Genomic DNA, 14402 nt, shown 5'->3' with positions numbered 1-14402 from the left:
CGGATAGCGTGATTCGCTACATTTACATTCCTATGATCCTGGACAAGATTTTTAAGAGAAAATAATGTGTAGTTGGGAGAAAGACATTGATAATCGAAATAAAAGACGTTTCCAAGTCCTATGGGGAGAAAAAGGTACTTGAGAACTTTAATCTTAACATTGAAGATGAACATTCATATGTTATAACCGGGGAGCCCGGCTGTGGCAAGACAGCACTGATGAGGCTCATCCTTAAATTAGATTCACCGGATTCCGGAAAAGTCGGACTCCTTGGAGATTACAAATATCCGTTTATAAATGCGGGAGTGGTATTCCAGGACGACAGACTTGTAGAGAGTTTAAATGCCATCACTAACGTGACAATGGTCAGCAAAAAGATATTTCGCGAGACTGTAACGGAAGAACTACTTAAGTTCCTGCCACCTGAGGCCCTTACGGTTCCGGTCAGAAAATTAAACAAAAGCCAGCGCCGAATAGTTCAGATAATAAGAGCCTGCGCAATACCAAGCGACGTCCTTATCATGGACGAGCCCTTCGAAGGCATCGAACCAGAGCTTAAAGCTAAGCTTATTCCATATATCAGAAACGCCCAGGGCAAGGGGTCACTTACAATATTTACGAGAGATACCGATGGCCTGGATTTTGCCCGCATCATAGAACTTAAGTGATACATGATCTTTAAATAATTAGAATAAGGGGAGATTTTTATGGTAACGAATGACGAGAGCATGAACCGCTTCAAACACAAAATAATGGAGGAAGTGTGCCGCCTTGAATGGGAGGACAACAACGATCCGGAGCATATAGAACAGCTTATTCTTAAGACAATCCCGGGCCCTAAGCCTGAGTACAGATGCTGTATCTACAAGGAAAGAGAGATCGTAAGGCAGAGGATCAATCTGGCTATGGCCAAGAATCCTACCTATAATCCCGGGTCTCATAACATTGTTCAGGTTATTGATCCTGCCTGTGATGAGTGTCCGATTTCTGCTTACTCTGTAACTGATAACTGCAGATTCTGCATGGGTAAGGCTTGCCTTAACTCCTGCGAGTTCGGAGCAATATCTCCCGGTGATACCCATATGCACATTGATCCTGCCAAGTGTAAGGAGTGCGGTAAGTGTGCAGCTGCCTGCCCATATTCAGCTATCGTACATCTGGAAAGACCTTGCAAAAAGGCCTGTCCTGTAGGAGCCATTACCTATGATGAGTATGGCTACTGCAAGATTGACGAAGATAAATGTATCCAGTGCGGACACTGCATTCATAGCTGTCCTTTCGCAGCTATCGGAAGTAAGACCTTCCTGGTTGACATCATAAAAGAAATAAAGGCAGGCAAAGAAGTCATTGCCATGTGTGCCCCGGCTACAGAGGGCCAGTTTGGCGAAGATATCTCAATGGCATCCATAAGAGAAGGCCTCAAGAAGCTCGGATTTGCTGACATGATAGAGGTTGGCCTTGGAGGCGACATGACAGCCGCTTACGAATCCGAGGAGTGGACAGAGGCATTCAAGGAAGGCAAGAAGATGACCACTTCCTGCTGTCCTGCATTTATAAATATGCTCAAGAAACACTTCCCTGAGCAGTATGAGAAAAATATGTCCTCAACGGTTTCGCCTATGTGCGCTATTTCCAGATATATGAAGGCTACAAGGCCCGGATGTGTCACTGTTTTCATCGGACCATGTATTGCCAAGAAGTCTGAAGCTGCGGATAAGTCGGTAAAAGACAATGCGGACTACGTTGTAACCTACGGCGAACTGAGAGCTCTCATGAGATCCAAGGGGGTTAAGTTTGAGCCTGTATCTGATCAGTATCAGGAGTCTTCAATCTGGGGCAAGCGTTTTGCAGGAAGCGGCGGCGTTGCCAAGGCAGTTATTGAGTGCATGAAGGAACGCGGTGTAGAGACTGACGATATCAAACTTCTTGCAGCCCACGGTGGCCTGGAATGTAAGAAAGCACTTATTCTTCTTAAGATGGGGAAGCTTCCCGAGGACTTCATAGAAGGTATGGTTTGTCCCGGCGGATGCGTAGGGGGCCCGTCAAGACACAGAGGAATTGGTGAGATCAATAAAGCTAGGGAGCATCTCCTTTCACAGGCAGATGATAGAAAAGTTTTGGAGAACCTTAAGAACTATCCTATGGATAAGTTCTCAATGCACAGGGATGGACACATGTAATAATTGTTACATTTAACTGTTTTTCGTTTTTGTTTTCTTATGAGGCAAAGGTTCTATGAAGAAAAAGAATGGCTATGGTGTTTTGGCGCTTTTAGGAATCTATGATGAACCAAAGAGAGTAGTGGTTAATGCTGTTATTGTTATTTTGACGGCTATTTGCTCAATTATGTATAACGTGCTGATCGCAACTGTTTCCCATAACGGAGGCCCCGTGGTGACACTTCTGTTTATCAGTAAGTTCGTTCCCATAGTTCTGGCCAGTGCTTTTGGCGGAGCAGTGCCGGGAATGATGGCGGTTCTTATTATCTTTATCCATAGAACTATTGCCTATAGCAGTTTCTCATACCTTACATTTATTTACCTTTTGGTAGTCATCATTGTTGATGCTCTTGCCAGAAAGAGTTTTTTCAAAAAATGGTATACTACAGTCCTTTCTGCAGTTTTTCTCATGTTTTTAAACGGTGTGTGTTGGAGCAGTATTTTGTGGCTCCTTTCCGGTAAGGACTTATTTACCATGACACCGAGGTTTTTGGTGGTATGTTTCCTTAACGAACTTCCGGGCTGCATGACATCATGTTTTATTGTGTATTTAATCTACAAGTTTATGACTGTCAAAATAAAAAGACTCGTAAATAACGGAAAATACTATATACCTGAAGATCAGCTTACGGAAGACGAGAAATATGAGCTTGGCAGCAAATCCAAAATCGAGCGCGTAATCTTGCGAATTGTAGTATTTGAAGCCATTGTTCTGGGCGTTTCTGCTGAAATTGCATCAAGCACTCTGATTCCTACCATGAAATACATAAGCCCCAATGGGCAGGTCATAACTATAGAAGAAGACTATAGTCATGTTACGAATACAGGAATCCTGGAGAGTAGAGTCAGCTTTAAGATAATGCGCGATGTTCAAAAATCCAAGCAGGAAGCTGCTGAATATGCTGCACTGGGAGTTGACACCGGTAACAATCAGTTTGGACTAAAGCTAGCTATGCTTATTTCCATCATTGTTATTCCTCTTTCCGTATTTGTTAACCGGTATGCCCAGCGAAGAATTGCGGAACCTATCAGGAATATGTCCAGAGCGGTTTCCGGAATTTACAATTCAGATGAAGTTGAAATTAACGAAAAAGTGGCAGAGGTTCATAATCTGGAAGTTAGGACCAAGGATGAAATAGAAGAACTCTACCACTCGGTGGATCTGACTTTCTACAGACTCATGGAATACATTGAGCTTGTTAAGACCAGGCAGAACATTGAGGATCAGCTTGAAATTGAGAAGTCTGCCAATGAAGCCAAGACAAGATTCCTTTCCAATATTTCTCATGAGATCAGAACCCCTATCAATGCTGTTCTTGGTTTTGATGAGATGATCCTCAGAGAAAGTGACAATGATTCTATCCTTGGCTATGCCAAAGATATTCAGAATTCGGGTAAAACTCTTTTGGCACTTATCAATGATCTTCTTGATTTCTCCAAGATTGAAGCGGGAAAGATGGAAATCATTCCGGTTGAATATGAGCTTAGCTCGGTTATCAACGACCTTGTTAATATGGCCAAGATGAGGGCAAAAGACAAAAACCTTGAATTTAGTGTGGAGGTTAACGAGAATATTCCGCATATCCTCTATGGTGATGAGATCAGAATCAAGCAGTGTATATTGAATATCCTTACAAACGCTGTTAAATATACAGAAAAAGGTACTGTTACTTTGAGCATTGATTATGAAGATATAGACCCTGATGATGTGGTATACGGTGATGAAGACGACATTGAAATCGACGATTTCATTCTTTTGAAGGTTAGGGTCAAGGATACCGGAATCGGCATCAGAGAAGAGGATATGGACAAGCTGTCCTCAGCCTTTGAGAGAATTGATGAAAAGAGAAACAGAACCATCGAGGGAACCGGCCTTGGAATTAACATTGTTAACAGCCTTCTCAAGATGATGGAATCCAAGCTCCACGTAAAGAGTGAATATGGAAAGGGCTCTGAATTTTCTTTTGAACTGAAGCAAAGAGTAGTTAACAGTGATCCGATAGGAGATTTCTCCAAGGCATACAAGAATTCTATCCAGGCTACAGACAATTATGAGGAAAGCTTCCATGCTCCGGATGCCAGAATTCTGGTGGTTGATGATACCAAGACCAACCTAACGGTTATAGTGGGGCTTCTTAAGCAGACTCAGATCAAGATAGATACTGCGCTAAGCGGCTTTGAAGCTTTGAACCTTGTTAAGAAAAAGAAATACGACATTATCTTCCTTGATCACAGAATGCCTGAAATGGATGGTATCCAGACTTTCCATGCCATGAAGGAGATGGATGATAATGCTTCGATAGATACACCTGTTATAGCCCTTACTGCTAACGCAATATCAGGCTCCAGAGAAATGTACTATAAAGAGGGTTTTGATAATTACATGTCCAAGCCTGTGGATCCGGGCAAGCTCGAAGAGATTATTTTGCAGTACCTGCCTGCGGATAAGGTTACAAGACCGGGAGATGAGGGCTTTGTATCCAATTCGGCAGAATCTGATGAGGCTGAAAAGCTTGCTATGCAGGAACTTCTTAGGGTTCCCGGAGTTGATATTGAACAAGCCATTGAAAGATGCGGCTCTGCGGATGCAGCCAAGGATGTTATGAAGGACTTCTGGATGGCTATTACCGAAAGGGCAGAGCTTATCGAGAAATATGAACGGGAAGGTGACATCAAGAATTACACCATCTATGTCCACGGCCTTAAGAGTTCAGCCAGAGCCATTGGTGCGATCGACCTGGGAGATCAGGCAGAGTATCTTGAGAAATGTGGAAACGACAATTGGGTAGAGGAAATTCATGATCTGACACCGGATCTTTTGAGTCTGTACAGAAGCTACCTGACCAAATTGGAAATCCTGGTTCGTGAGGATGATGAGGGCAAGGAAGAGATACCTGTTGACGAACTGGAAAGTGCCTATGCTTCCATTAAGGAATTCGTATCAGGATCATTCTTTGACAGCGCCGATGATATCATGAAAATGCTGGAAGATTATCGAATTCCTGAGCAGTACAAGAAAAAGCATGAAGAAGTAAAAAGACTTATGGCAGCAGTTGACAGAGATGGGCTTTTAAATGTACTTTAATAATAGCGTCAAAAAATGAGAGGGAAAAAGATGGATAAGCGCGTATTACTTATAGGTAATAAGAAGAGCTTTATGGTGAACGCAATTGGAAAAGGCCTGGAAAAAGAAGGCTACGATGTAGTCGGGGTAGGGCCTAATTCCTTTGAAATCAAAGCCCTGGAAGAGAAGCCTTTGGTATATATTTTGTATCTGGGCGATCTTACCATGGAGGATTCCGAAGTCTTCAAATATCTTAACGAAGCTATTGACGTTGAGAGATTTATGCTTTATCTAATCGGCAATAAGGACGAGCTTTCGGTTGGACTTACCTTTATCGGTAAAGAGAAGGTTCAGGAGAGCTATCTTCGTCCGCTTGATGTCAAGATGCTGGCAGAGACCCTTGATACTGTCTTTGACTATAGCGCAGTTGACGAGAATCTCAAAAAGAAAATCCTCATAATTGATGACGACGGAGCTATGCTTCGAATGATGAAGACATGGCTTTCGGTTAAATACAGAGTTTACATGGCAAGCTCAGGCAAGATAGCTCTTTCTTTCCTGGCTCAGAATCCGGTTGATCTTATTCTTCTGGACTATGAGATGCCTGTAATGAGTGGTCCGGATGTGTTAAAAGAAATCAGAAATACCCAGGCTCTCAAGGATTATCCTGTTATATTCCTGACAGCCAAGGATGACAAGGAAAGCGTTATGAAGGTTGTAAGCCTTAAGCCTGAGAAATACCTGCTTAAGTCCATGCCTAAGGAGAAGCTGACCGGGGCCATTGACGATTTCTTTAACTCCAAGAAAAAAAATAATTGAATAAGGAAAGGTAATCTAAATGATATCCAGGTTAGTAGACAGAATTGTAGACACAGGTGCACCTATTGTTGTGGGACTTGATCCCAAGCTTTCATTCATTCCTGACAGGATCAAAGAAAAAGCTTTTTCCGAGCACGGAGCCAGTCTTGAAGGCGCTGCTGAAGCTTTTTTTCAGTACAACAAAGAGATCATTGACAGCATTTACGACATCGTTCCGGCAGTTAAGCCACAGATAGCCATGTACGAAGAACTTGGTATTCCGGGACTTATCACATTCAAGAAGACCGTTGATTATTGTAAGGAAAAGGGTCTTATCGTAATAGGAGATATCAAAAGAGGTGACATTGGCTCTACATCCGAGTCCTACGCCGTTGGTCATTTAGGAAGCGTTCAGATAGAGGGTAAGACCTTCAGAGGTTTTGACGAGGATTTTGCTACAGTTAATCCCTACCTTGGATCTGACGGAGTTAAACCTTTCGTATCAGTTTGTAATAAAGAAGATAAGGGTATTTTTGTTCTGGTTAAGACATCAAACCCTTCAAGCGGTGAGTTTCAGGACCGCATAATAGATGGCAAGCCACTTTATGAGCATGTTGGAGAACAGGTTGAGAAATGGGGACTGGAATCCATGGATGGCTCATACAGTAATGTGGGCGCAGTAGTAGGCGCTACCTATCCTGAGATGGGCAAGGTCCTCAGACAGATAATGCCACATGCATATATTCTTGTTCCGGGTTATGGTGCTCAGGGCGGAAAAGGAAAAGATCTTGTTCACTTCTTTAATAAGGATGGACTTGGTGCTATAGTTAATTCGTCAAGAGGAATAATTGCCGCTTGGCAGAATGAGAACTACAAAGAGTTTGCTGACGGCCGTGTTGGGGACGCAGCAAGGGCAGCAGTTCTTGATATGAAAAAAGATATTGCAGACGCATTAAAGTGAATTGATATCTTAGATTAAACGGAGGCATTGGGTATGGAAAGGTATAAGGAAGAGTTTATCGAATTTATGGTGGACAGCAATGTCCTTAAATTTGGTGAGTTTACGCTCAAGAGTGGACGTAAGTCACCTTTCTTTATGAACGCGGGAGCTTATGTAACAGGTTCTCAGCTTCGCAAGCTTGGCGAATATTACGCCAGAGCTATCCACGACACTTTTGGTCTTGAGTTTGACGTTCTTTTCGGACCGGCCTATAAGGGAATCCCACTTGCAGTAATTACATGTGCAGCTATCAGCGAACTCTACGGAAGAGAAATCAGATACTGCTCTAACAGAAAAGAGATCAAGGATCACGGTGATAAGGGAATCCTTCTTGGAACCAAGCTTCGCGATGGTGACAGAGTTCTTATCATCGAGGATGTTACAACATCAGGTAAGTCTATTGAGGAGACAGTTCCGATCATTCAGGAACAGGCTGACTGCGATATCGTAGGACTTATGGTATCTCTCAACAGACAGGAGAAGGGCCTTGAAACTGATATGAGCGCCCTTGATGAGATCAAGGATAAGTATGGCTTCAGCGCAGCTGCCATCGTAACAATGGATGATGTTGTAAGTCATCTTTACAACAGACCTATTGATGGTGAAGTTATCATCAACAAGGAAATCAAGAAGGCAATTGACGAATATTACGCAGAGTATGGAGCTAAGTAATTTTACAGGAGGGGAATAAAATGGACGAGCATACATATAAAGTACTTGGCGGCACAGGCGGCCTTAACATTGCATTTGGAGTTATTTCCATAGTTGCAGGAATCGCAACAGGAGTACTTCTTATTATCAGCGGAGCCAAGCTCCTTGGAAGTAGAAAGAGAATTATTATCTGAGCGATATAAGGAATGAGTAAATCCAGTTTTGTGCTTGCACAAAAAACTGGATTTATGAAATGACTGAACGGACATGAGGAAAAGAGAAATACGAATGAAATGAGTATTTTGATTTCCGAATGGACGTAGGATTGCGAGAATACGAAGTATGGAGCAATCCGTATATCGCGGAGTATTACTATGACAAAAAAATCAAAATTAAGACTTCATATTAAGAGACTTGAACCTGTCAGAGACAAGTACATGTTCACTGACAACAGACACCCGGAAAAAGGCATACTTAGTGCTGCTTTGGGGTGTATATCAGTGACTACATATGTGCTTGCCGTATTGTTTACCTATAGAAATGGTGGTCAGGCTCTAATGCAATACGCCGCAGCTTCTTTTGTTGCGGCGATATTTTCTGTTGTGGGACTTACTTTGGGGATTATGTCCAGGTTTGAAAAAGATATTTTTAAACTCTTTCCCAATATCGGAATTATCCTTAATTCCCTGGCAGTCGTATTTGTGGCATTTTTGATAGTGTTGAATTTTGTAATCTGAATATGAAAGATCTGCATGAAATAAATGAGTAATAGAAATGGAATAAAAAGAAATGAGTAATAACGAAGAATTAATCTATGAATTTGAAAACGGAAGCGAAGTACTTAAGGAGCGCTATCAGCTTGCGGTTGAAAGACTTAGCAGCATGGCTGATGAGCGTCTTTCCGATGAGAAATATGATAAATACTTCCACTTTGTGAGAGACTTCCTTCTCCTGGTGGATGAGACCTTTAATTTCGTATTAGACGGCTCTTTTGACAAGGCTTCAATGGATGAGCTCGCAGCTCAGAACAAGAAGCTTTATGAGGATATTCTTCCTGAAAACTATGATAAGAGCTATGGAAATCCTACATTTGCCTGTGGCCTGTTTGGCGATGATTTTGGTCACCTTCTCTCTGCTTTGTATTATGAGCTTAGAGGCCTTATTGTAGCTGCATTTAAGGGTGATCTCTTTTCCCTTACAACCAATATGGAACTCTTTTTGGAGGTCTATGGTCAGTTTGCCTCTGCAGATGCAGGCAAGACGCTTCCTTCCTATGAAGAGGTAAGAAAGACCTTGTACTGGTTTGGAAGCGACTATGCCGAGGAAATGAGACAGCATGGCTTTGCAGAGATGGTAGTATCAGACAAGAACTTTGTAAGAGACCTTGTTACAAGTGCCAACTTGACTGATCTTCGCTATCTCTACAGATTCGGAGAGTATGTAACTGATAATGAGATCAAGACAGCAGAGCATTTAAATAGCCTTACTCAGGAAGAAATCGATAAGCTTGCTACAACCTTTACAGAGGGTTACCGCATTGGCTTTGCCATGACAGGCAAGGATATTTCTATCAAGAAAACAGCTGGTATTTACTATAACCTGGGCTTTGAGAGAATTATCAAAAAAGCTATCGAGAATCTTGAAAAGATCGGACTTAAGTCAACAATTCAGCTTGATCCAAGAAGTATTTTTGCTATTACTTCAACCTCTGCAAGAGGAGGATTTTACGGAGCAATTCCTAACAAGCAGTATGACTATGACCACAAGGAAGATGTAGCTCTTTTCCTGGATAGCAACTATGTTACACGTAAGCTTGAGGCAGCAAGAGCAGCAGGAGAGATGTACAAGACTCAGGCTCGTCTCTATGGCGGCCCTGCAGTAATAGAGGTGTTTGGCGAGATTCCATTTTCACCAAAGCCAAATGAGAAGGCACTTAAGCTCTCTAAGGCTCAGCAGAAGATGCTAAGCGACTACAGAGTTCAGAACAGCCTTATTATGAACGACTACATCATCAACAAGGAGAGAAGCTTTACTATTATTTCCTTCCCTGTTCCTGATATCGGTGATAACTTCAGAACTATCTTTGATGAGACAGTTAGGATCAACACGCTTGATTACAAGCTTTATCAGACAATCCAGCAGAAGATAATTGATGCTCTGGATGAGGGTGAGTATGTAGTAGTTAAGGGTATGGGTGAAAACCACACCAATATGAAGGTAATGCTTCACGAGCTTAAGGATAAGTCTAAAGAGACTAACTTTGAGAACTGCGTAGCAGACGTAAATATTCCTGTAGGAGAAGTGTTTACATCACCTGTTCTTACCGGAACAGAGGGAACACTTCATGTTACAGGCGTATATCTTGACGGACTCTTCTACAAGAATCTTGAGATCAAGTTTGAGGATGGCTGCATAACAGACTATAACTGCAGCAATTTTGATACTGCCGAGGAAGGCAAGAAGTACATTAACGACAATATTCTCTTTAACCACAAGACTCTTCCAATCGGTGAGTTTGCTATCGGAACTAACACAACAGCTTATGTGGTTGCAAGAAAATACGGTATTGCAGACAAACTTCCAATCCTCATAGCTGAGAAGACAGGCCCTCACTTTGCTGTAGGTGATACCTGCTATTCCTACGAAGAGGATACAATGACCTATAATCCTGATGGAAAGGCTATCATTGCAAGAGATAATGAGATTTCCATCAAGAGAAAGACAGAGCCTGACAAGGCATACTTTAGCTGTCACACAGACATTACAATTCCATATGATGAACTTGGTGAGATCACAGTTGTAAGTGCTGACGGATTGACTAAGACAATCATCAAAGACGGTAGATTTGTTCTTGAAGGAACTCAGGAACTGAACAAACCTATGGACGAATAAAAAACAGATATTTATTGGTAAAATATGGGTGGAACTAAATCTTGTGGTATGTTATGATACTAGGGATTTTGGACCACCGATATTTTCATTTATATTGCATTAAATTTATTGCATAAATGGAGGAGCGATATGGCACAAGTAGGAATTGTTATGGGGAGCGATTCTGATATGCCTGTAATGGCTAAGGCCGCAGACATTCTGGATCAACTCGGTATCTCTTATGAGATGAGAATTATTTCAGCACACAGAGAACCGGACGAATTTTTCGAATATGCTAGGACTGCAGAGGATAAGGGCTTCAAGGTTATCATTGCCGGAGCCGGAATGGCTGCTCATCTACCTGGCATGTGCGCAGCAATATTCCCAATGCCTGTCATTGGAATTCCCATGCACACAACTTCCCTTGGCGGTAGAGATTCATTATACAGTATAGTACAGATGCCTACAGGAATCCCTGTTGCAACTGTGGCGATAAACGGCGGAGCCAACGCAGGAATTCTGGCAGCCAAGATTTTGGCAACCAGCGATGCAGCTCTTTTGGAAAAACTGAAAAATTATACGAAGACGCTTAAAGAAACGGTTATAGAAAAAGACAAGAGACTTCAGGAAGTCGGTTATAAGAACTACAACTGATACTTACTAATTCGTATCATATATTTATTACTTATTTGTAAATGTGGTGGATTCACGGTCTACCATAACTTATATAAAAAAGAAATGAGGAGTAATTATGGCATTGGATTACAAGAAGGCAGGCGTTGACATTGAGGCAGGCTACAAGTCTGTTGAGCTTATGAAGGAGTACGTAAAGGGTACTATGAGACCTGAGGTCCTCGGCGGACTTGGCGGCTTCTCCGGAGCTTTTTCTCTTAGCAAGATAAAAGAAATGGATGATCCGGTTCTTTTATCAGGTACTGATGGAGTAGGAACCAAGATCAAACTGGCATTCCTTCTTGATAAACACGACACCATCGGAATCGATGCAGTTGCAATGTGCGTTAATGACGTTGCCTGCGCAGGTGGCGAGCCATTATTTTTCCTTGATTATATTGCTTGCGGCAAGAACGTTCCTGAGAAGATTGCTGCAATAGTTAAGGGCGTAGCTGAGGGCTGCAAGCAGTCAGATGCTGCTCTTATCGGCGGTGAGACTGCCGAGCATCCGGGCCTTATGCCTGAGGATGAATATGATGTTGCCGGCTTTGCAGTAGGCGTAGTTGATCGTAAGGATATGATCGATGGCAGCAACATCAAGGACGGAGATGTACTTATCGGTGTTGCTTCTACCGGTGTTCATAGTAACGGATTCTCTCTTGTTCGTAAGGTTTTTGACATGACCAAAGAGAGTCTTGAAACATACTATGATGAGCTTGGCATGACTCTTGGAGAAGCACTTCTTACTCCAACAAGAATTTACGTTAAGATGATGAAGTCCATCAAGAATGCCGGAATCAAGGTTAAGGGCTGCAGCCATATTACAGGTGGCGGCTTCTATGAGAATATTCCGAGAATGCTTCCAGATGGAATTAAGGCTGTTGTAGAAAAAGACAGCTATGATATTCCTCCTATTTTTACTCTTATGCAGAAGAAGGGCCAGATTGAGGAGCACATGATGTACAACACTTACAACATGGGACTTGGAATGGTTCTTGCTGTAGATCCTGCTGATGTAGACGGTGCTTTAGAGGCAATCAAGGCTTCCGGTGACAAGGCTTGGGTTGTTGGTAAGTGTGTAGACGGTGATAAGGGCGTTGAGCTTGTTTGATTCTGCGAGGGTGATGACTTATGAAGATAGCTGTCCTTGTGTCCGGAGGAGGTACAAACCTTCAGGCTATTATAGATAGTATAGAAAGCGGCAAGATCACTAATACAGAGATTTGCCTTGTATATAGCAATAATCCCAACGCGTATGCATTGGAAAGGGCTAAAAAGGCCGGTATTCCTACAGTAGCCAAGAGCCCCAAGAAATTTGGAAGTAGAGAAGAGTTTAATAAAGCTCTTTTGCAGATTCTGCTTGACGCAGCACCGGACCTTATAGTTCTGGCGGGATGCCTTGTGGTAATCCCAAGGGAAGTTGTAGAGGCGTTCCCAAACAGGATTATCAATATTCATCCGTCGCTTATTCCGGCGTTTTGCGGAACAGGCTACTACGGACTTAAGGTTCATGAGAAGGCTCTTGAAAGAGGCGTCAGAGTATCAGGTGCAACAGTCCACTTTGTGGATGCAGGAACCGATACAGGCCCAATTATCCTTCAGAAGCCGGTTATGATTGAGCCCGGGGATACTCCTGAGGTTCTTCAGAAGAGAATCATGGAACAGGCCGAGTGGAAGATAATGCCTATGGCTATTGATCTTATAGCTAATGGCAGAGTGAGAGTTGAGAACGGTCATGCAGTTATAGATGGCTACGACGAGGTTGTTAGAGAACTTTAATAGTATCATTTAGTGTTAATACTTTTAGCATTTGGAATTTGGGGAAATTTCAAGGAAGGAAAATGGTATGAAGGTTTTAGTTGTAGGCGGAGGCGGCAGAGAGCATGCTATTTGCGAGGCTGTTTCCAGAAGTAAACAGGTAGACAAGATTTACTGCGCTCCGGGAAATGGCGGTATTGCCGAACTTGCAGAGTGTGTTCCTATTACACCGATGGAATTTGACAAATTGGTTTCTTTTGCCAAGGAAAAAGAGATAGACCTGACAATCATCGGTATGGATGATCCTCTTGTTGGCGGTGTGGTTGATGCTTTCGAGGCAGCTGGTCTTAGAGTATTCGGACCTCGTAAGAATGCAGCTATTCTTGAGGGAAGCAAAGCTTTTTCCAAGGACCTTATGAAAAAATATGGCATTCCAACAGCTGCTTATGAGACTTTTGATGATCCAAAGGCAGCACTTGAGTACCTCGAGAACGCTAAGTTTCCTATCGTACTTAAAGCTGACGGTCTCGCTCTTGGTAAGGGTGTTCTTATTTGCCAGGATCTTGAAGAGGCCAAGGCCGGTGTCAGAGAGATCATGGAGGACAAGAAGTTTGGGGATGCCGGTAATCACATGGTAATCGAAGAATTCATGACAGGCCGTGAGGTTTCTGTTTTGTCTTTTGTTGACGGCAAGACTTATAAGCTTATGTCATCAGCTCAGGATCACAAGAGGGCAGGAGATGGTGATACAGGACTTAATACCGGCGGAATGGGCAATTTTTCACCAAGTCCTTTTTACACCAAGGAAGTTGATGAATTCTGCCGCAAGAATATTTATGGCAAGACTGTTGAGGCCATGGCCGCAGAAGGAAGAGAGTTTAAGGGAGTTATTTTCTTTGGACTTATGCTTACCCCTGACGGACCCAAGGTTTTGGAGTATAATGCCAGATTTGGAGACCCTGAGGCACAGGTAGTGCTTCCTAGACTGAAAACTGATATAATTGACGTGATGAATGCTTGCATCGATGGCAGGCTTGATGAAATAGATATGCAATTTGAGGACAAGGCAGCGGTATGCGTTGTTCTTGCCAGCGACGGTTATCCGGTTAGCTATGAGAAGGGTAAGCTCATCAAAGGTTTGGACAATTTCAAGGGCAAGGATGGATATTATTGTTTCCATGCCGGCACCAAAGCTACTGAGCAGGGAATTGTAACAAACGGAGGTAGAGTTCTTGGTATTACTGCTAAGGGCGATACACTTGCTGAGGCCAGAGCCAAGGCATACGAAGCTACTGAATGGGTAGACTTCGAGAATAAGTACATGCGTCATGATATAGGAAAGGCAATCGATGACGCCAAGGAGGTATGA

Annotated in this window: 13 protein-coding genes; all 13 read left to right on the top strand. The window is 42.7% G+C overall.

Annotation, left to right across the window (positions count from 1 at the left end; all coding sequences use genetic code 11):
- The first annotated feature begins 86 nt into the window (after window positions 1-86).
- The 13 genes from G613_RS0105020 to purD all read left to right on the top strand — a co-directional run bounded on the left by G613_RS0105020 (window position 87) and on the right by purD (window position 14402).
- Entirely contained in the window at window positions 87-668 is a 582-nt protein-coding gene (locus G613_RS0105020) for an ABC transporter ATP-binding protein (protein ID WP_029231614.1), read from the top strand.
- A 39-nt stretch (window positions 669-707) separates the two neighbouring features.
- A complete protein-coding gene (locus G613_RS0105015; protein ID WP_029231613.1) occupies window positions 708-2180 on the top strand; it encodes a 4Fe-4S dicluster domain-containing protein in 1473 nt (490 codons plus the stop codon).
- Window positions 2181-2235: 55 nt separating this feature from the next.
- Complete coding sequence (locus G613_RS0105010; protein ID WP_029231612.1) at window positions 2236-5304, top strand: response regulator; 3069 nt, start codon at window positions 2236-2238, stop codon at window positions 5302-5304.
- Between the two features lie 30 nt (window positions 5305-5334).
- Window positions 5335-6102: a response regulator gene (locus G613_RS0105005; protein ID WP_029231611.1), complete on the top strand. Its 768-nt coding sequence runs from the start codon at window positions 5335-5337 to the stop codon at window positions 6100-6102.
- A gap of 19 nt (window positions 6103-6121) precedes the next feature.
- Entirely contained in the window at window positions 6122-7042 is a 921-nt protein-coding gene (gene pyrF / locus G613_RS0105000) for an orotidine-5'-phosphate decarboxylase (protein WP_029231610.1), read from the top strand.
- A gap of 33 nt (window positions 7043-7075) precedes the next feature.
- The gene (gene pyrE / locus G613_RS0104995) at window positions 7076-7753 is read left to right on the top strand and encodes an orotate phosphoribosyltransferase (protein ID WP_029231609.1); all 678 of its coding nucleotides are present in this window, start codon (window positions 7076-7078) and stop codon (window positions 7751-7753) included.
- A 20-nt stretch (window positions 7754-7773) separates the two neighbouring features.
- On the top strand, window positions 7774-7926 hold the full coding sequence (locus G613_RS19645) for a hypothetical protein (protein WP_013280262.1): 153 nt from the start codon (window positions 7774-7776) through the stop codon (window positions 7924-7926).
- 180 nt (window positions 7927-8106) lie between these two features.
- Entirely contained in the window at window positions 8107-8469 is a 363-nt protein-coding gene (locus G613_RS0104985; RefSeq protein ID WP_029231608.1) for a DUF6142 family protein, read from the top strand.
- A 52-nt stretch (window positions 8470-8521) separates the two neighbouring features.
- A complete protein-coding gene (locus G613_RS0104980) occupies window positions 8522-10624 on the top strand; it encodes an aminopeptidase (RefSeq protein WP_029231607.1) in 2103 nt (700 codons plus the stop codon).
- Window positions 10625-10753: 129 nt separating this feature from the next.
- The gene (purE, locus tag G613_RS0104975; RefSeq protein WP_029231606.1) at window positions 10754-11257 is read left to right on the top strand and encodes a 5-(carboxyamino)imidazole ribonucleotide mutase; all 504 of its coding nucleotides are present in this window, start codon (window positions 10754-10756) and stop codon (window positions 11255-11257) included.
- 103 nt (window positions 11258-11360) lie between these two features.
- Window positions 11361-12386 carry a phosphoribosylformylglycinamidine cyclo-ligase gene (gene purM / locus G613_RS0104970; protein WP_029231605.1) on the top strand — a complete coding sequence of 342 codons (1026 nt, stop codon included), beginning with the start codon at window positions 11361-11363 and terminating at the stop codon, window positions 12384-12386.
- A 20-nt stretch (window positions 12387-12406) separates the two neighbouring features.
- A complete protein-coding gene (purN, locus tag G613_RS0104965) occupies window positions 12407-13054 on the top strand; it encodes a phosphoribosylglycinamide formyltransferase (RefSeq protein ID WP_029231604.1) in 648 nt (215 codons plus the stop codon).
- Between the two features lie 67 nt (window positions 13055-13121).
- Window positions 13122-14402 (top strand): phosphoribosylamine--glycine ligase, encoded by a 1281-nt coding sequence (gene purD / locus G613_RS0104960; protein ID WP_029231603.1) that lies wholly within the window; start codon window positions 13122-13124, stop codon window positions 14400-14402.

The sequence above is a fragment of the Butyrivibrio sp. VCB2006 genome (assembly GCF_000420945.1).
Taxonomy (GTDB): domain Bacteria; phylum Bacillota; class Clostridia; order Lachnospirales; family Lachnospiraceae; genus Butyrivibrio.
Note: the sequence above shows the minus strand (reverse complement) of the source record. Positions and strands in the feature narration are given on the sequence as shown.

What these genes read in the sequence shown, in the direction of transcription:
- G613_RS0105015 (WP_029231613.1), top strand. Translation starts at nt 708, where the DNA reads ATGGTAACGAATGACGAGAGCATGAACCGCTTCAAACACAAAATAATG.
- G613_RS0105010 (WP_029231612.1), top strand. Translation starts at nt 2,236, where the DNA reads ATGAAGAAAAAGAATGGCTATGGTGTTTTGGCGCTTTTAGGAATCTAT.
- G613_RS0105005 (WP_029231611.1), top strand. Translation starts at nt 5,335, where the DNA reads ATGGATAAGCGCGTATTACTTATAGGTAATAAGAAGAGCTTTATGGTG.
- pyrF (WP_029231610.1), top strand. Translation starts at nt 6,122, where the DNA reads ATGATATCCAGGTTAGTAGACAGAATTGTAGACACAGGTGCACCTATT.
- pyrE (WP_029231609.1), top strand. Translation starts at nt 7,076, where the DNA reads ATGGAAAGGTATAAGGAAGAGTTTATCGAATTTATGGTGGACAGCAAT.
- G613_RS19645 (WP_013280262.1), top strand. Translation starts at nt 7,774, where the DNA reads ATGGACGAGCATACATATAAAGTACTTGGCGGCACAGGCGGCCTTAAC.
- G613_RS0104985 (WP_029231608.1), top strand. Translation starts at nt 8,107, where the DNA reads ATGACAAAAAAATCAAAATTAAGACTTCATATTAAGAGACTTGAACCT.
- G613_RS0104980 (WP_029231607.1), top strand. Translation starts at nt 8,522, where the DNA reads ATGAGTAATAACGAAGAATTAATCTATGAATTTGAAAACGGAAGCGAA.
- purE (WP_029231606.1), top strand. Translation starts at nt 10,754, where the DNA reads ATGGCACAAGTAGGAATTGTTATGGGGAGCGATTCTGATATGCCTGTA.
- purN (WP_029231604.1), top strand. Translation starts at nt 12,407, where the DNA reads ATGAAGATAGCTGTCCTTGTGTCCGGAGGAGGTACAAACCTTCAGGCT.
- purD (WP_029231603.1), top strand. Translation starts at nt 13,122, where the DNA reads ATGAAGGTTTTAGTTGTAGGCGGAGGCGGCAGAGAGCATGCTATTTGC.